The organism is Bacteroides graminisolvens (assembly GCF_963666085.1).
In the GTDB taxonomy this organism is placed as follows: Bacteria; Bacteroidota; Bacteroidia; order Bacteroidales; family Bacteroidaceae; genus Bacteroides; species Bacteroides graminisolvens.
Genome location: NZ_OY762556.1, coordinates 3633200 through 3650780, shown reverse-complemented (window position 1 = coordinate 3650780; position 17581 = coordinate 3633200). Strand labels below are relative to the sequence as shown.

The 17581-nt window shown below is 43.4% G+C and carries 11 protein-coding genes and 1 tRNA gene; 5 read left to right on the top strand and 7 right to left on the bottom strand.

The features are described 5' to 3' along the window. The first annotated feature begins 99 nt into the window (after positions 1-99). Entirely contained in the window at positions 100-651 is a 552-nt protein-coding gene (locus tag ACKPCE_RS15225) for a DUF4738 domain-containing protein (RefSeq protein WP_308763995.1), read from the top strand. Between the two features lie 30 nt (positions 652-681). On the opposite strand, the gene ACKPCE_RS15220 is transcribed toward ACKPCE_RS15225, so the two are convergent. Genes ACKPCE_RS15220 through ACKPCE_RS15210 form a run of 3 tightly spaced genes read right to left on the bottom strand, consistent with a single transcriptional unit; the run spans position 682 to position 5454 of the window. Continuing rightward, positions 682-1890 (bottom strand): L-serine ammonia-lyase, encoded by a 1209-nt coding sequence (locus ACKPCE_RS15220; RefSeq protein ID WP_276993862.1) that lies wholly within the window; start codon positions 1888-1890, stop codon positions 682-684. A gap of 13 nt (positions 1891-1903) precedes the next feature. Continuing rightward, positions 1904-2941: a magnesium/cobalt transporter CorA gene (corA, locus tag ACKPCE_RS15215; protein WP_276993864.1), complete on the bottom strand. Its 1038-nt coding sequence runs from the start codon at positions 2939-2941 to the stop codon at positions 1904-1906. An 11-nt stretch (positions 2942-2952) separates the two neighbouring features. Next, positions 2953-5454: an endonuclease MutS2 gene (locus ACKPCE_RS15210; protein WP_319505811.1), complete on the bottom strand. Its 2502-nt coding sequence runs from the start codon at positions 5452-5454 to the stop codon at positions 2953-2955. Between the two features lie 200 nt (positions 5455-5654). On the opposite strand from ACKPCE_RS15210, the gene ACKPCE_RS15205 reads away from it, so the two are divergent. Beyond that, a tRNA-Ser gene (locus ACKPCE_RS15205) sits at positions 5655-5739 on the top strand. Between the two features lie 253 nt (positions 5740-5992). On the opposite strand, the gene ACKPCE_RS15200 is transcribed toward ACKPCE_RS15205, so the two are convergent. Then, positions 5993-6910, bottom strand: a complete 918-nt coding sequence (locus tag ACKPCE_RS15200; protein WP_319505810.1) for an alpha/beta hydrolase — start codon at positions 6908-6910, stop codon at positions 5993-5995. Positions 6911-6974: 64 nt separating this feature from the next. Further along, positions 6975-7700 carry a DNA alkylation repair protein gene (locus tag ACKPCE_RS15195; RefSeq protein ID WP_319505809.1) on the bottom strand — a complete coding sequence of 242 codons (726 nt, stop codon included), beginning with the start codon at positions 7698-7700 and terminating at the stop codon, positions 6975-6977. Positions 7701-7926: 226 nt separating this feature from the next. Here ACKPCE_RS15195 and ACKPCE_RS15190 point away from each other — a divergent pair, with 226 nt between their 5' ends. From ACKPCE_RS15190 to ACKPCE_RS15180, 3 genes are read left to right on the top strand one after another with little or no spacing between them, the layout of a single operon-like run. Beyond that, positions 7927-9972, top strand: coding sequence for a beta-galactosidase (locus ACKPCE_RS15190; RefSeq protein WP_319505808.1), 2046 nt, complete (start codon positions 7927-7929; stop codon positions 9970-9972). A 48-nt stretch (positions 9973-10020) separates the two neighbouring features. Continuing rightward, positions 10021-12099 (top strand): discoidin domain-containing protein, encoded by a 2079-nt coding sequence (locus ACKPCE_RS15185; RefSeq protein WP_319505807.1) that lies wholly within the window; start codon positions 10021-10023, stop codon positions 12097-12099. A gap of 22 nt (positions 12100-12121) precedes the next feature. Next, positions 12122-12886: a GNAT family N-acetyltransferase gene (locus ACKPCE_RS15180; protein ID WP_319505806.1), complete on the top strand. Its 765-nt coding sequence runs from the start codon at positions 12122-12124 to the stop codon at positions 12884-12886. On the opposite strand, the gene xyl3A is transcribed toward ACKPCE_RS15180, so the two are convergent. Together xyl3A and ACKPCE_RS15170 are read right to left on the bottom strand one after the other, a co-directional pair. Continuing rightward, entirely contained in the window at positions 12883-15501 is a 2619-nt protein-coding gene (gene xyl3A, locus ACKPCE_RS15175; protein WP_407655013.1) for a xylan 1,4-beta-xylosidase, read from the bottom strand. The two genes, ACKPCE_RS15180 and xyl3A, sit on opposite strands and share 4 nt — an antisense overlap. Before the next feature lie 23 nt (positions 15502-15524). Further along, entirely contained in the window at positions 15525-17453 is a 1929-nt protein-coding gene (locus ACKPCE_RS15170; RefSeq protein ID WP_319505805.1) for a glycoside hydrolase family 97 protein, read from the bottom strand. Positions 17454-17581 lie beyond the last annotated feature (128 nt).

Genomic DNA, 17581 nt, shown 5'->3' with positions numbered 1-17581 from the left:
ATGTAATGGTGTTAGCTGCTTTTTTTTGATTCTGTTTTTCTTGTGTATTTGTTTCTCTTTTTGTTCCTTTGCTTGAGTTATTTACCATCATACATAAAAATGAAAAGACTTTTTTATCTTTTGTCTGTATTGTTGGCCGTTTCAGCCTTTGTGGCCTGTTCTGGAAAGGGTGGCAAGGACAACAAAGACACGTTGCTGGTGCAACAAGATAGCGCAGATGCACACGGAACCAAGAGAATGCAAGTATCTAAGTCGGAGACTGATATTCAGTTTAAAGGTAAAGATTATCACATTTTCCTTTCGCGTACACCGAGTGATTCACTTCCTCATGTGAATACTGAGATGGGAGATGAATATCTCGACAACCAGATTGTATTGAGAATTACCCGCGGAAACGAAAGGGTGTTCAGCAAAACATTTACCAAGAAAAGCTTTGCTTCCCTGCTCGATGAAGAATTTATGTCTAAATCAATCCTGGAAGGCATGGTGTTTGATAAGAGCACGCCCCAAGGTATGGTGTTTGCGGCCAGCATTTCTTATCCTCAAACGGATTTGTATGTGCCGGTGTCCATTACCATAACAGCAGATGGAGGGATGTCTCTTAAAAAAGAAGAATTAATGGAAGACGTTTACAGTGAAGACAGTATATAAAACACTGTCTTCACTATCATGCTTTTGAATTTACATTTGCTCGTAATCTTTGGCTAGTCCGCCCTCACTGGTCTCTTTATACAAAGAAGGTAAATCGTGGCCGGTTTGTTTCATGACCTGTACCACTTTATCAAACGAAACCCGGTGAATGCCGTCGGTAAAGGACGAATAAATATTGGCGTCGAGTGCCCGTGCAGCCGCATAGGCATTTCGTTCGATGCAGGGAATCTGTACCAACCCGCATACAGGATCACACGTCATTCCCAAATGATGTTCCAGTCCCATTTCAGCAGCATATTCCGTTTGTGCCGGACTGCCGCCAAAGAGCTGGTTGGCTGCGGCCGATGCCATGGCGCAAGCTACGCCTACTTCACCCTGACAACCCACTTCGGCACCTGATATGGAAGCGTTGTGCTTCACAATGTTACCAAACAATCCCGCAGTAGCCAGCGCACGAATAATACGAATGTCACTGAAGTCGCGACTTTTGTGCAGGTGATAAAGTACCGCAGGTACCACACCACACGAACCACAAGTAGGGGCAGTCACAATCTTGCCACCCGAAGCATTCTCCTCACTTACGGCCAAAGCATAAGCAAAAACAAGTCCCCTGGTTTTCAACGAATCTTTGTATCCGGTAGCTTTAATGTAATAAGTAGAAGCTTTTCTGCGCAAATTCAAAGGACCGGGCAACACCCCTTCTTCCTCCAGTCCCCGGCGGATCGCTTCTTTCATGGTATTCCAAACCACATCCAGGTAATCCCAAATATCCTCGTCTTCGCACTCCTTTACATACTCCCAGTAACTTTTTCCTGTTCGTTCGCACCAGTTGAGAATCTCGGTCATGCTTCTCATGTCGTATACCTCTTTGCTTTCAATGGTGGGTTCCTCGTTATTTTCGGCCAGCGCGCCCCCGCCGATGCTGTACACCGTCCAGTTTTCAAGTAACTTTTGTCGTGCATCAAAAGCAGCAAAGGTCATGGCATTGGGGTGAAAAGGCAGAAAAACTTTGGGTTGCCACACTATTTCTACCGGTGCTACCGGCGTTAATGTGTCGTTAATCGCCACATCTGTCATGTGCCCTTTTCCCGTGGCAGCCAAACTTCCGTAAAGCGTAACTTTGAACGAAGCCGCATTCCGGTGCCTAGCTAGGAAAATCTCGGCTGCTTTGCGCGGCCCCATGGTGTGACTACTCGAAGGACCTGTGCCAATGCGATATAATTCTTTGATTGATTTCATGATGTAATAATTATTAGTGCCATTTTTTCCTTTTCAGGAACCAGTAAACCAATAGGCCGGTTACGAGCATAATTGCCCATGCGGCAACATATCCATACCTCCAGTCGAGCTCGGGCATAAACTTGAAATTCATGCCCCATACCCCTGCCAGAAAAGTAAGTGGGATAAAAATAGTTGAAACAACCGTCAGCCGTTTCATGATGTCGTTCATGCGCAAATCATTGTTTGAAATATACAAATCAACCAAAGAAGAGAGCGTTTCCCGACAAATATCAATGGTTTGCAGTACAAACTGCAAATGATCGTTTACGTCATTGAAGAACGGGCGGTTCACTTTGTGCATCATCTCATTTTCCGAGCGAAGTAATTTTATATATTGCTCTTTGAGCGGTAACACAGCCTTTTTCATTAACATGTACTGTCTGCGTAATGTTTGAATACGGGCGCCGATGTCATGTCCGTTGTTGATGACCAGCAATTTTTCTTCCAATTCCTCCAATGCATCGTCGATGCCGGTAACAATGGCAATGTAATTGCCCATGACACTGTTCAGCAACACACTCAACAGATAATCGCTGGCCCGTTCACGAATCTTCAATACATTGTTTTGTATGGCAGCCACCACATCATCAAAAAAGCCGCTTTCTCCTTCCATGAAACTAATCACGAAACCCTGTCCGTGAATGAGGCAAACCTGTTGCTGCCTGAACTCATTTTCGGTTTTGCCCGATGAGAATATTTTCATGATCATGACCGTATAATGATCATGTTCTTCAATTTTAGTAGGATGCTTAATGTTCAGAATATCCTGAAGCACCAGAAATCCGATGCCAAAATGATTACAGACTTCCCGGATGGTTTCCGTGTCTTTCAGTCCGTGAACCTGCAACCAATTGGTGCGACTGTCAGATAAACTCCCCGCTACGGCAGCAAACGAGTCGCCCGTAACCTCCACTTTATCCGTCGAACTGTAGCTGCATAGGTGCAAGTGGGTAGGAGTCAGACTCTTCCCCGTGTAAATCAGCTTTTCACTTAACAGGTTATTCTTCATGATTATTACTATTAAACCAGGTCAACCACCGTAATGCCCGCACCGCCAAACTGCACGTGCTCATCGGCAAAATGTTTCACTCCCGGTACTGTTTGCAAATACTGTCTGATGAGCGAGCGTAAGATGCCCGTTCCCGTTCCGTGTAAAATACGTACACGATCCATGCCAACCAATATGGCATCGTCAACAAAATACGTCACCGCCTGCAAAGCCTCCTCACCCCTCATGCCGCGAACATCAATGTCCTGCTTGAAGTTGAGCTTCTTTTCGTACATACTGTCGTGCGTTTGCGTACTGACGAATGTACTTTTGGCAATTTCCTGCTTCTGAGGTTGCGCGTTGGATAGTTCCAGACGATCTGTTTTCACCGTTGTCTTCAAACTACCGAAAGCCACTACCGCATTCTTTCCGTTTACCTCAAGTACCTCGCCCACGGTAGTTTGCCCTTTCAGCTTTACAAAACTGCCAGCTTCAATGACAATTACTTTGGGCTTAACAGGTGTCGCTGCACCCTTATCACCTTGTTTTTCAGGTTTAGGAGCACTTTTACGATCTTGTTTGCGACGTAACTTCTCCATTTGTCGGGCAATCCGATCCTCCTGATCCTGTGCCGAAAGCTTGTCGACCGACTCCTTAAAATCAGCCAACTCCTGCCTTGCCATTCGGGTTTTCTCCTTTTCGGCCTGTGCCTCCTTGATGGTACGTATGGTGTTTTCAATCTTTGCGTTTGACTCCTGCAACAAGCGTTCGGCATCTTCTTTCGCCTTTCTGATAATCTCCTTGCGCGACTTCTGCAACTCCTCCATTTCCTTTTGATAGAGAGCGATGGTGTCCTCCATCTGCTTTTCCCGCTGACGAATGTTCTGACGCTTGCTCTCCCAATAGCGCTTGTCGCGCACTATGTCCTGCAAATACTTATCGGCATTGATGTATTCGCTGCCTACAATATCCGAAGCATCGGCAATAACCTCTTCCGGCAGACCAATTTTACGGGCAATTTCAACGGCAAACGAACTACCCGGATTACCCATTTGAAGCTGAAAGAGCGGCTGCATCAAGTGGCGATCGTATAACATAGCCCCGTTAACCACTCCCTCGTGGTCTTCGGCAAAATGTTTCAAGTTCTGATAGTGCGTGGTGATGACACCGAAAGTCAGCTTCAAGTTAAATCGTTTCAGTACTGCCTCGGCTATGGCACCGCCAATTTGCGGCTCCGTGCCCCCGCCGAATTCGTCAATCAAGATCAGACTGCGTTCGTTGCAGTTCCTCAACATCATTTTCATGTTGGTGAGGTGAGAAGAATACGTACTGAGATCATCCTCGATGGATTGCTCATCACCTATGTCAATAAAGATGCTTCCGAATATGCCAGCGTGACTGCGTTCGTGCATTGGCACCAACATGCCGCATTGAAGCATATATTGCAACAATCCCACAGTTTTGAGGCACACTGATTTACCGCCCGCATTGGGTCCCGATATAATTAATATCCTTTTTTGTTGTGACAGTTCCATGTCAAGCGGGACCACCTTTTTGCCCTGTTTAGCCAGAGATAACTGCAACAGCGGGTGCACAGCCATGGTCCAGTCTATCACCTGCTCATTCTCCAATGCCGGCTTGATGCCTTTCGTCTGAATGGCGAAATAACTCTTTGCACGGATAAAATCAATTTCCGCCAGGAATTCGTACGACTGCAAAATATCATCAATGAAAGGTCGCACCGTACCCGAGAACTCCATTAAGATACGTATGATTTCCCTTCGCTCTTCCGATTCCAGTTCGCGCACCCGATTGTTGGCTTCCACCACCTCTGCCGGTTCTATAAATACCGTTTTACCGCTGGCTGACTCATCGTGTACAATCCCTTTGATTTTTCTTTTCAGTGCCGGAGCTACAGGGATAACCAATCGTCCGTCACGCATGGTAGGCATTACATCCTTATCTACATAACCGTCGGTTTGTGCACTACGAAGAATGCTGTTGAGCGAGCGCGAGATGCCACTCATGGTTGAAGCCAGTTCACGCCTGATGCGTGCCAGATCTGTTGACGCATTGTCTTTAACCTTACCGTATTTATCAAGAATTCCGTCAATCCGGGTAATTAATTGCGGGAAAACGGCAATATCACCGGCCAACTTCCGCAGAGTAGGGTAGGGTGAATCCGATTCCTCTTCCTCCTTTCCGCAAAGGAAGCGCACGATGTTCCGGATGGTTTCCAGCGAACGCCTTAGATCGAACAGCTCCTGCTCGTCGAGGTACAACCCTTCCACACGCACCCGTTTCAATGAGTGACGCACATCAAAGAAATACTGATCGGGAAAATCGTCTTCCTCCTGAATGATACGGATAAATTCCGTTAGTTGATTTAGCTTTTCGGTGACCACTTCGTATTGATCGGAAAAAGCCATCTCTGCCACTCGTTCTTTACCGAGCGGACTCAGACATTTATCCTTTAGTAACTGCCGGATGTGGTCAAAATCAATTTTTTGCTCAAAATTCTGGGGATATATCATTTTGAATCAATCTGTTTACTATTTAACTCATTTTCAGCGGATTGTCATGAGTAATCAACGCTAATCCGCCCTTTTTAGTTTGCTTTCTGCACGGCAAAAATACGATTTATTAGTGAAAAATGCAGCAGAAAGTTTGCATATTTAAAAATGATTCGTACCTTTGCAACGCTTTCAACGGAAAGCACTAATAAAACAGTATTGGAGAGGTGGCAGAGTGGTCGATTGCGGCGGTCTTGAAAACCGTTGAACTGCGAGGTTCCCGGGGTTCGAATCCCTGTCTCTCCGCTGATGATCTGGATAATACCAGACACAAAAAGCCTGTAGGTCAATGACTTGCAGGCTTTTTTGTGTCTGGGGTATTTGTTGATTAACCCTGCCTCTCTTAAGGGATCATACGGATCATACTGAAATACTGAGGGATTGCCATTTAAGCATAAATATTAGCAAATCTTTATGCTCAGGATCGCTATAAAGCTATTTTGAATTATTTCAGAATAAAGTATTGATTCCTTTTGTCGTTGGCTAGGGCTTTAGCAGCTTATTTATTCACTATGTTTTTCTTCAAGAATAGACTTACTTTATCGATAAAATTCTCAAAGTCAATCATAATCGGATCTTCTTTTCCTCCATGAGCTGCATTTTTGACTACCATTAATTCTCTGGGGATATCGGATGGCAGTAAATCCAATACTTTACGGCTCATCCATACAGGTGTACGAATATCATTTTCTCCATTTATTAAGAAAATGGGTTTTCTGAACTTTGGTGCTATACAAATAGGCATTTTATCTGTCGGGAAATTTGTAGGTACAATTAGCTCGCTCTTAGTTTTGTTACGTACCTTCATAACTAAAGGAATAAAATCATCGAAAGTAGTGGGCAGTGACCGACCTATAAAAGCACTAACATTATTGTTGTTATACGCGGTTATCATTGATAGGTATGCTCCTGTTGACCACCCCATAATAACAATAGCATCTTTTCGTACTTCTGGTTGTTGTGCTACGGTGTTTATAACAGCATTGTAATCTTCGAGCATCTCAGTATAACACAAGTAATTTTTATCCATCGGGAAATAGGAACTTGTCCCAAAACCTCTCCAGTCAAATGTTACAACATTGAATCCCATATTACAGAATGCTTCTGCTAAATGTAGCTGAAAATAGGACATATTCCCTGCATCTCCATTACAAATTATGATAGTTGCTCGTTCTATATTGTCTGGTGTCTCATACTTCCTTTTTGCTCCGTTAAGCATTTCTAGTTCTGATTCGGATAGACTATTCTGGGCTGGGAAAAACCACGTTGCAATGTGATAATTATCATTCGTTTTTACATCTAGTTCTTTGTACATCAACCCTAGCTCTTCCGGTTTACGTATATATACAGTGTCCGGAAGAATCGCAAAAGTGCTTTGAGTTAGTAATGTGAGAAACAATAATAATATTAGTTTCATAAGATATACAGAATATGTGTTCTTAATACGCATTGGCTTTGCTGACAAGCAGTTGTTCTCTTGTTTATTTCTTCATCGCTTCCGCTCTTAGATCAGCAGGCATTTTTTCAATTGCATAACGAAACGCTGTGCGTGGCATTACCTCTCGCTTCGACATAACGTAGTCGAATACGGCTTGTTGGTGAGCTTCGCTGGCAGCTTTGAGCATCCATCCGTAGCCTTTCTGTACAAGGTCGTCTGTGTCGAGCAAAAGAATATCTGCTATTTCGAAGATATCTTTTAGGAACATACCTTTGCGAGCAGGTATAATAAGCGTTACAGCAGCAGCACGTCTAACGAATCGTTTATCAGACTTGGCCCACTTTTTCAGTTCGGCGATATATTCGGGATACATCATCACGAAATTACCGATCGTATGATTACAAAGAGTGTCTGTATCGGCCCAGTTATTCAGGTAATTGTGTACCCAACGATCCAAAACTTTAAAATCGGCAGGTTCGTATTGCTTGTGTAGGGATTCTGCCCAAATACAGGCTACGATAGATTCTTCCAAATATCCGGCTTGCCAAAGTTCTTCGCAAAGTTCAAGTATTTCTTGTTTAGGTTGGTGCTTTATCTGCTTCAAACCTTCTTTGGCAATTTTGCTTACTTCACCTGTGCGTACACCGTATACTTTCGGTGCTTCGCCCTCTTTGTGATAACGGGCAGATGAAGCGAGTACCGCTAAATCGGTGCTATCTGTCAAGGTTTGACGAATGTCGGCAATGATCGGATTAGTTATTTGTTTCATTTTTAGTAATTCTTATAAGGTCTATCTTGCAACGCAAGTTCATATTTCTAGCTCTTGCAAATATACGAATTTTCGAATCTTCTCTGTTTAGTGAATCATTTTTAATTCAAAACAGAGTTCCTTAATTTGAAAATGAATTGATGTCTCCGAAATTATATAATTAAATGGTTGGAGCTTATTGGCTTTTATTTGTAATTTTACATTGTATCCATAAAACGAAAATAACATGAAAAAAAACAATCTTTTGCGGCTACTAATCTTAATTGCTATTCTTTTGCCATCAGTTGGCTATGCGCAAATGTTGTATGTGGGAGCTAATTATCATCCTCACGATGATAAAAATATCGATAAAATCAAACAAGATATTCAATTAATGAAGTCCGCAGGCTTTACATGTGTGCGCATGGGGCATTTGGCATGGGATAGCTACGAAACTTCGGATGGTAAGTTTGATTTTGCTTGGTTTGATCAGGTGATGGATCTAATGGGACAAGCCGGCATTAAGGTGATCATGGATATTGCCATTCATCCTGCTCCGATATGGTTACACAAAAAATATCCATCCATCGATGTGGTCGATGCCAATGGCAATGTTAAATATCCCAACCACAGGTATATGGATGATGTGGGCGATCCTAATTATCAGAAATATGCCGTTCGGTATGCCGATTCTATTTCGAAACATTATGCCAAACATCCGGCTTTGCTTGCTTTTGGCATTGACAATGAGTCGGGCGATGGCCCTATTTCTTACTCGGAAACGGTTCGGCAGCGGTTCATTGTATGGTTGAAAAATAAATATGTAACGCTCGATAATTTAAATCAAGCTTGGGCTACCCAGCGTTGGTCACGACGCTTGAACTGTTTTGATGAAGTTGGTTTGCCTGCAGAAGGTTCAAAGAATGGTGCTCCTGAGAAGATACTTGATTTCCGGCGTTTTGTATCCGACGAAGTTAATCAGATACTCTTTAAAGTCCTCGATAAAGTAAAAGAGAATGCTCCAAATGCCTTAACCAATACGAATGCCTGGTACTTCAGTCCATTGAAGTATTTTGATTATTCTGAAATTGCTTACTCCGGAAAAATGACACGCCAGGGTGAAGGCTTTTATCCGGGCACTTCGCTTATTACCAATTGGGGCGTAATGAATGCTGCGTTTGGAATAGCACGTATTCAGTTTGAAAGCAATAATCCTTTCTGGTGCAGTGAGTTTACAACCATGACGGCTGTTCCCAATGCGATACGCAAGCAGGCTTACGCTACTTTGTTTTATGGCAATCAAATGGTTTGTGGCTGGACATGGCAGAGCATGCACGCCGGTGAAGAACAGTATCTTGAGGGTATGCTTGATTGGGATGGTATGCCTAACCGAAAATACGATGAGTATAAAAAAATAGCCACAGAGTTTAAAAAGATCGAAAAGTTTTTCCCCTATAAATTGCAAGCTGAAGTAGGCATGGCATTTTCATTCCCCAGCCAGATAGCGAGTGTTGCTTTCCCAGAACAGCACGAAAATCAACTTCAGGCGTGCTGGGATCTTTTTTATTGGCGCAATATGGATGCTAAAGTTGTTTCCATCAATAAAAGTCCTTTAGACTACAAACTTCTGTTTGTGCCTGGAGTGGCTGTAATGGATGAAATTACTGCCAACAAAATACGAGAATATGTTGCGAATGGCGGTACGGTAATTATGACTTCCAACTCTGCGATAGTCGACGAAACAGGAAAGGTTTTTGCTTCAACGCGACCAGGACGTTTACATGATGTGTTTGGCATTCGCGTTGCCAGTTATGAAGAAACGGAAGCGATGAATGAGGTATCGCGTAAAGCATATCAAGGAAAAAAGCTGGAATTTACTTATAGAGGGAAAACTGTACAAACCGAATCAGCTAGGTTTGACGTGATTGAGGGCAAGGGTGCCGCTATCATTGGCTCAATCACCAGCCTTGACAAAGATTACCCAATCATGACGATGAATAAATACGGCAAAGGCAAGGCAATATATGTAGGTTTACCAGCTAAAGGTGAAGTGCTTGGCCCCATAGTCGATGACTTAATTAAGGAACTTGGTATCAAAAAAGGACCTGAAGTACCCGAGGGTATTATGGCCCGTCAGATTGATACGTACCACTACCTGTATTTAAACGTGAGCGGAGAGTCTAAGGAAATTAAAATGAATGGTAAATCAAAAAGTATTCTCTTTGATAAGAATTATGCCGGCAATTTTACTATTGCACCTTATGAACCCGAATTTATTGAAGTAGCGCACTAAGAAGATCAGAATATTTCAGATACATACCTATTAAATAGCTAACATATTATGACTAAAAATCTTTTGCATGGAATTCTTCTTTCCATTTTTTCTGTTTGTTTTTGTTTTGCTCAAACCAAAACTCCCGCAGCTTTGTATCCTGTCCCTTCTGAAAACCAGTTGCGATGGCAGGAAATGGAATATTATGCTTTTGTGCACTTTTCACTTAACACCTACACCGATCAATCATGGGGCTATGGGAACGAAGATGTCAAACTATTTAATCCGGAAAAGGCTGATTGCCGTCAGTGGGCACGTATTTGTAAAGAGGCGGGTATGAAGGGAATTATCATTACCGCTAAGCATCATTGTGGCTTTTGCCTTTGGCCATCTGAATATACTGAATATTCAGTGAAAAATGCACCGTGGAAAAACGGCAAAGGAGATATGGTTCGCGAAATGGCAGATGCATGTAAAGAATATGGGTTAAAGCTTGGTATTTACTTATCACCGTGGGACAGAAACCATCCTGATTACGGAAAACCTGAATATATTACCTATTTTCGCAATCAATTAACAGAGCTTCTCACCAAATACGGCGATATCTTCGAAGTATGGTTTGATGGTGCAAATGGTGGCGATGGATATTACGGTGGTGCAAATGAAATTAGGGAAATAGACCGTACCACTTATTACGACTGGAAAAACACCTATGCGCTTGTCCGGAAATTGCAACCAAATATTGTTATATGGAACGACGGTGGTGATCGTGCGGATTTGCGCTGGGTAGGAACTGAGGATGGATATGTGGGTGAAACGAACTGGAGCTTATTGAATGCTACTGGCGATGTGCCATGGAATATGCTACACTATGGAGTAGAAAACGGAGATGCGTGGGTGCCTGCGGAGGTAAACACATCTATCAGGCCCGAATGGTTCTATCATCCGAGTGAAGATACCAAAGTCAAAACGCTTCCGCATTTAATGAATATTTATTATAACTCCATAGGGCGTAATTCAACCTTGTTACTAAACTTTCCCATTATGCCCAACGGTTTAATCAATGAAAAAGATGAAAAGGCCGCACTTGATTTTGCCAAAACTGTGAAAGAATCTTTTGCAGTAAACCTCGCTGAAAAAGCCAAAGTGGAAGCAACAAATGTCCGCAGCAATGCCAAAGAGTTTTCGGCATACAAAACCATTGACGGGAAGAAAGATACTTACTGGGCAACTGACGATAGTATCAAGAAAGCCTCACTGATCGTAGATTTTGGCAAACCAACTACTTTCAACCGTTTGATGGTACAGGAATATATACGTTTGGGACAACGGGTCAAGGCATTTACACTTGAAGCTTTTGTTGATGGGAATTGGGAGGAAATAGCAAAGGCAACCACTATTGGTTACAAGCGTATTCTGCGTTTTTCAAGTATCAAAGCGTCTAAAATCCGTTTAAATATTACTGATTCGAAAAGCTGCCCGATTATTTCTAATATGGGTGTGTACAATGCACCTTTAATTCTGGATGCGCCTCTTATCTCAAGAAATCAAAACGGAGATGTGAGTATTTCATCTGATGATATAGGTCCATGTTTTTATTTTACGCTAGATGGCAGCGAACCAACGTCAAGATCAATGAAATATACTGTTCCTCTAAAAACAGACGGTAAGATTGAAGTAAAAGCAATTGCTTATGATCCTGCTTCAGGGAAAAGCAGTCCGGTAACACAAGAGAAATTTGATGTGACACGGGCCGGTTGGAATGTTGTTGGTATGAACGATGAAAATATCAAATTTTTGTTTGATGGAAATATTGCTACTGCGTGGCATCAGCGCGATAGTGAAATGCCTGTAGATTTGATCATTGATTTAGGTGGCAACTATAATCTTTGCGGGTTCAAGTATCTTCCTGACCAAAACAGATGGAGCTCCGGTATTATTTCGAATTACGAATTTTATGTGTCGGATAATAATATGGATTGGAAGTTGGTGTCGCAAGGTGAATTTGCTAATATAAAAAACAATCCGGTATGGCAAGTGAAAGAATTCCAACCAATCGAAGCCAGATATATTAAATTTAAGGCTTTGAAAAATATCTCGAGTGATAATGTTGCCGGATACGCAGAAATAGATGTAATAACACGATAAATTTATCAAAGTGATAGCAGACATGGATACTGATTTTATAAACTTAACACCAGAAAATCTTTCTGGTGAGCATTTGTGTTGCATTATTCGTAGCAAAAAGATTCATCCGGGCATTGAAGCTAAGCGACAATGGCTGGCCGACCGGCTGACTGAAGGCCATGTGTTTAGGAAGCTGAATGCCAAAGCTACGGTTTTTATAGAATATGCGCCGCTTGAAACGGCTTGGGTACCTATCATCGGCGACAATTATTATTATGTGTATTGCTTGTGGGTGTTGGGTGATTACAAAGGTAAGGGGTATGCTAAATCGCTCATGGAGTACTGTTTGGCTGATGCCAAAGCAAAAGGTAAATCGGGTGTTTGCATGTTGGGAGCGCAAAAGCAAAAAGCTTGGCTTTCCGACCAGTCATTTGCGAAGAAGTTTGGTTTCGAGGTGGTTGATACCACCGATACCGGATACGAATTGCTGGCACTTTCTTTTGATGGAACAAAGCCCCAATTCTCACCTAGTGTGAAGAATCAGGGCACTGAGGGCAAAGGGTTGACCGTCTACTATGATATGCAATGTCCCTATGTGTGCCAAAATATAGAGGCCACAAAGAAGTATTGCGAAACAAATCATGTTCCTGTTTCTCTTATTCAGGTAGATACGTTACACAAGGCAAAAGAATTGCCTTGTGTATTCAATAATTGGGCTGTATTTTACAACGGTAATTTTGTAACAGTCAATTTATTCTTAGATGTCAGTTATATAGAGAAAATAGTCAATAGATATGCCACTACTTAAAGAATGTTTATCTTCATGCTTTTCAAATCTTTCGCATCCGAACTATTGCCATATAACAGTTCATATTCACCCGGAGTAACAGTCATTTTCCGTTGAGCCCAGTCGAAAAACTCGAATGCTGAAGGTGCGAGGTTTATGGTGGCGTTGGTTGATTGACCGGCAACCAACTCCACTCGTTGAAATCCGCGCAGGGTTTTAATAGGACCTTCTACATCATTCACCTTGCGAACATACACTTGCAGTATTTCCGTTCCCGCTCTTTTTCCTACGTTACTTACCGGAATGGTTAGTTTGATGTTTTCGTCGGGCTTGATTTGAGACTTATCCATCGTGGCTTTACCAATCTGGAAACGGGTGTAACTCAACCCGAAGCCGAAAGGAAACAGGGCATCGGTCATATAGCGGTACGTGCGTCCTTTCATGGAATAATCTTCGAAGTCCTTCAATTGGTCGGAACTTCTATAGAAGGTGATGGGAAGTTTCCCTCCGGGATTGTAATCACCGAAAAGAACATCGGCAACCGCCTGACCGCCCGATTCGCCCGGATACCAAGCTTGAAGGATGGCATCACAAGATTCCGTTTCGGGTGTGAGCGCAATAGCGGAACCGGAACAGTTGACGAAAATAACTTTTTTACCTGCTTCTTTTAATGCTTTCAAACAGTTGCGTTGCACAGACGGCAGGTCAATGTTGGTGCGGTCGCCACCTTTAAAGCCGGGGTAATTGACAGGCATCTCTTCACCTTCGAGGCTTCCCGAAAGTCCTCCTACAAACACAACGGTTTCAATACCTTTCAGCTTCTCAATCAGCTTGGTGTAATCAACATCTACTTCTTTCCCGAAATCAAATTCGATGTTGGCTTGCCAGTCGTTTTGTTGAGCATACTTAATTTCAATCTTGTATTTCTGTCCGGCTTCTACCTTGAACGGAATGCGTGATGGCAGGGTACGCCAGTTGCTGTAAGTTTGAAGCGTTTTGCCATTGACCGTCAGCTCGAAATACCCCGTTGCTCCGCCCTTGAATACCAAATCTTCTGATACTTTAGGCGTGAACTCAGCTTCGAATAAGGCCGAGAAACCCTGAAGCTTTACACCCGACGCAAATTCGTGCTGGCCGGCCGTAGTCATTTTTATCGGATTAGCTATCTGTACCGTTGTAACAACGTTGCCGCTTCTGTTGGGTGTATTCCAGTACGTAGCCTTGAATCCGTTCATATTATTAAAAGATAGTTGGTTGAAATAACTTTGAGTCACCTTATCTTCAACCAAATCGCATCCTTTGTCATAGTATATTTTCTTGTCGGTTATCTTTGTTTTTATTCCATCAAGAATTGAAATAGTGTGTATGGGCGTTCCGTTATAATTTCCCCACAGCATGGGTTTATCGTTTGCATTGGGGCCAATCACGGCTATCTGCTTGGTTGATTTCGACAGCGGCAACACATCCTTCTTATTTTGCAGCAGAGTCATGGTTTGACGTGCCATCTCCAAAGCCAATTGGCGATGCTTTTCGTTATTCAGTACCGATGCCGGTATTTGTGCCCATGGAACAATCGCATCATCATCAAAATCACCCAAGTCGAAGCGTCCAATTAAAACGCGCATCAAACTTTTGTTTATATCTTCTTCTTTAAGTAATCCTTTTTCTACGGCAGCGGGGAGATCTTTAAACGGATAATTTTCCCAAACGCACTCCACATCTGTTCCGGCTAAAACGGCTTTGGAAGCCGCATGAACTGCATCCGAAGACACTTTGTGAGTGGTGAAAAAGTCGGTTACTGCCCCGCAATCAGACACCACAAGGTATTTAAAGCCCCACTCATCGCGCAAAATCCGTTGCAAAAGACGGGTATTGCCGCAACAAGGTTCATCGTCTAAACGCTGATAAGCGCACATCACCTGGCGCACATCGGCCTCTTGAACCAATGCTTTAAAAGCAGGCAGGTACGTTTCGTTTAATTCGCGGGGACTAACGTTATTCAGGTTCAACTCGTGGCGACTCCATTCCGGTCCGGAGTGCACGGCATAATGTTTGGCACAGGCCAGCAACTTACGGTATTTGGCATCGCTGGGTCCTTGCAACCCTTTTACAACCTGCACACCCATACGAGATGTGAGGTAAGGATCTTCGCCGTATGTTTCCTGACCGCGCCCCCAACGAGGATCGCGGAAAATGTTGACGTTAGGCGTCCACACCGACAAACTCAGGAAACGTTTATTCTCGTTTCCGCGTTTGAGCCACTGGTTGTATTTGGCACGCCCTTCGTCGGATGCCGCATCGTATATTTTGAAGAGTAACGCATCGTTAAAAGAAGCAGCCATGCCTATGGGCTCAGGAAATACGGTAACACTGTCGTTGTTGGCATATCCGTGCAGTGCCTCGCTCCACCAGTTAAACTTTTTAATTCCCAAACGTGGAATGGCATCCGATTGGTCACACATTAATGCCGCCTTTTCGGCCAGTGTCAATCTCGAGATGAGATCTTTTGCGCGCTCTTGCGAACTCAAATTGGGATTCTTGTACGGTAACTGCTGACTCATGGAGTTAACAGGAAAGAACGACAGGGATACGATACATACCCCTTGCATAAGTCTTTTGAATGATGCGTTTTTCATAATATAAATCGTATTAGTTCATGTCATTTGATCGGTTTCAGATAACCAGCAAAGCCACCTCTTCTTAGCATTTTTACGTCTACGGATGAGGCTTTATCGACCACCATGTATTGAGTGTGGAACTCTTTATCGTGCTTACCGTCGGCTATTAATGTAAGTTGATACTTTACACCTTCGGGCAGGAAATGGAACGATAACTTCTTTCTCTGTTCGCGCATGTTATCGGCACTTATTCCGCCAATATACCATTGATCACCTTTCTGGCGGGCCATTACAATATCTTTGCCGGGATAACCGTCAAGTAACCGAGTGTTGTCCCATGTATTGGGCACGTTTCTTAGGAATGCTTTTACGGCATCGGGCAAAGCGTAATACCCTTCCGGTCTGTCGGCAAAATGCTGAATTCCCGATTCAAACAGCACGCTCAGTGCCAGTTCGTGACCAAAGGAAGTAATGTGCGGAAATTGAGAATTGGTGAAAGTGACCGGTGTATAATCCATTGCTCCGACCACGTTTCGGGTAAAAGGCAATATGGTGTTATGCTCCGTAGCGGTGTAGGTAAATTCCGGTCCGTTGTTGTACCACTCCGCTCCCCGAACACCTTCGTACGTCATCAGGTTGGGGTAGGTGCGTGCCCAGCCGCGCGGCACCAGGCAGCCGTGGAAGTAAACCATTATTTCAAACTTGGCGGCGTCATCCAGAATATCCAGATAATATCTAATCATGTCCTGCTTCTCACTTTCGAAGAAGTCAATCTTAACCCCGACAACACCCAACTTCTTCAGTTTCGTAAACTCTTCCACACGGTTTTCATGCGTGAGCATTCTGTCTTTAGGTGTGGATGCCACCCACGTATGTTCGCCACCGGAGTTGTACCACATCAATGGCTTTATTCCTTTGTTCCGAATGTAAGTAAGTGCATCTTCCAGTTTTCCGCCATCGCCCATGCTATCCCATTCCCAGTCGAGCAACGTGTAGGGCCATCCCATTTCGGCAGCCAAATCGGCAAAGGCACAAACGGTTTGGTAACTTCGCGTGCCGTGATTGTCCGACCAATAATTCCACGATGCAACACCCGGTTTAATCCAGTCGGTTTTGCTGATAACGGAAGGAGTGGAAACGTCGTCAACCAAAGTCGATTCAACAATGTCGGCCAGACTTCCGATGATAACCACCCGCCAGGGCGATTTCCAAGGCAAGGTGATGGTGGGTTTGGATTCTCCCAGTCCCCTGCCGTTCCATTGATCGGGGAAGGTGAGTTTATAACTGCTCTTATCGGCTGTATTTGATAATTTTGTTCCGCAATAATTTCGATCGAGATCTGCCTCGTGAATCAAGTACCAGCAACCCTTATCCGGTGTATTGAAAAGGGCAGGATAGCCCCAGTCTTGCTGAACATTCCCGTCTTTGGTGCTGCTATAAAGCCCCTCGTTGGCCGGGTTAAACTTTTCCAGCCATCTTTTGGTGCTATCGGTAATGCAATAAGCCGTCAGTTCATCATTCACCACGAATGAGCCGCCCTTTTCGGGAAACTGATAGCGAAAGGCCACACCATCATTGTAAGCCCTGATGATAATATTCAGTTTGGACTTTTTCTGATTCTCAAAAGAAACAACTACTTCGTTGGCCTGATTGGAACATTCAGATTTCTTGCCGTGTATAGCAGTGTACTTTTCATGTATAACCAATGGCTTGGATGCTTTTAAGAATTTCAATCCGTTGGAGAAATCTTGGTCGGCTCGGGCCAACCCTAACTTGATCTGTGGTATCACTTCACATTTTTGTTCCTGATTGGAATAGTTTACCTTCAAATACCATTCGCCATTTTCAGCATTCTGTGCATTAAAGAGTTCGATGGAAATTTTCCGGTTGGGCGATACGACAGTCGCTTTCTGAGCAAATAAACCGAGGGAAAAAGCTAGAAGAAGTCCTGCAATACAAAAGGTTCTCATGATTAGATTTCGTTTTTAAGTATGTTTATATAGTATCTGTTGGGTTTATACGGGCAAATATACGATTAAAAATACTTTTGTTGATGAAAAAAAACGATGATTGTGTGTACTAAATCGAGATTTTGCAC

Coding starts and splice junctions, on each gene's coding strand:
- ACKPCE_RS15225 (WP_308763995.1), top strand. CDS start 100: ATGAAAAGACTTTTTTATCTTTTGTCTGTATTGTTGGCCGTTTCAGCC.
- ACKPCE_RS15220 (WP_276993862.1), bottom strand. CDS start 1,890: ATGAAATCAATCAAAGAATTATATCGCATTGGCACAGGTCCTTCGAGT.
- corA (WP_276993864.1), bottom strand. CDS start 2,941: ATGAAGAATAACCTGTTAAGTGAAAAGCTGATTTACACGGGGAAGAGT.
- ACKPCE_RS15210 (WP_319505811.1), bottom strand. CDS start 5,454: ATGATATATCCCCAGAATTTTGAGCAAAAAATTGATTTTGACCACATC.
- ACKPCE_RS15200 (WP_319505810.1), bottom strand. CDS start 6,910: ATGAAACTAATATTATTATTGTTTCTCACATTACTAACTCAAAGCACT.
- ACKPCE_RS15195 (WP_319505809.1), bottom strand. CDS start 7,700: ATGAAACAAATAACTAATCCGATCATTGCCGACATTCGTCAAACCTTG.
- ACKPCE_RS15190 (WP_319505808.1), top strand. CDS start 7,927: ATGAAAAAAAACAATCTTTTGCGGCTACTAATCTTAATTGCTATTCTT.
- ACKPCE_RS15185 (WP_319505807.1), top strand. CDS start 10,021: ATGACTAAAAATCTTTTGCATGGAATTCTTCTTTCCATTTTTTCTGTT.
- ACKPCE_RS15180 (WP_319505806.1), top strand. CDS start 12,122: ATGGATACTGATTTTATAAACTTAACACCAGAAAATCTTTCTGGTGAG.
- xyl3A (WP_407655013.1), bottom strand. CDS start 15,501: ATGAAAAACGCATCATTCAAAAGACTTATGCAAGGGGTATGTATCGTA.
- ACKPCE_RS15170 (WP_319505805.1), bottom strand. CDS start 17,453: ATGAGAACCTTTTGTATTGCAGGACTTCTTCTAGCTTTTTCCCTCGGT.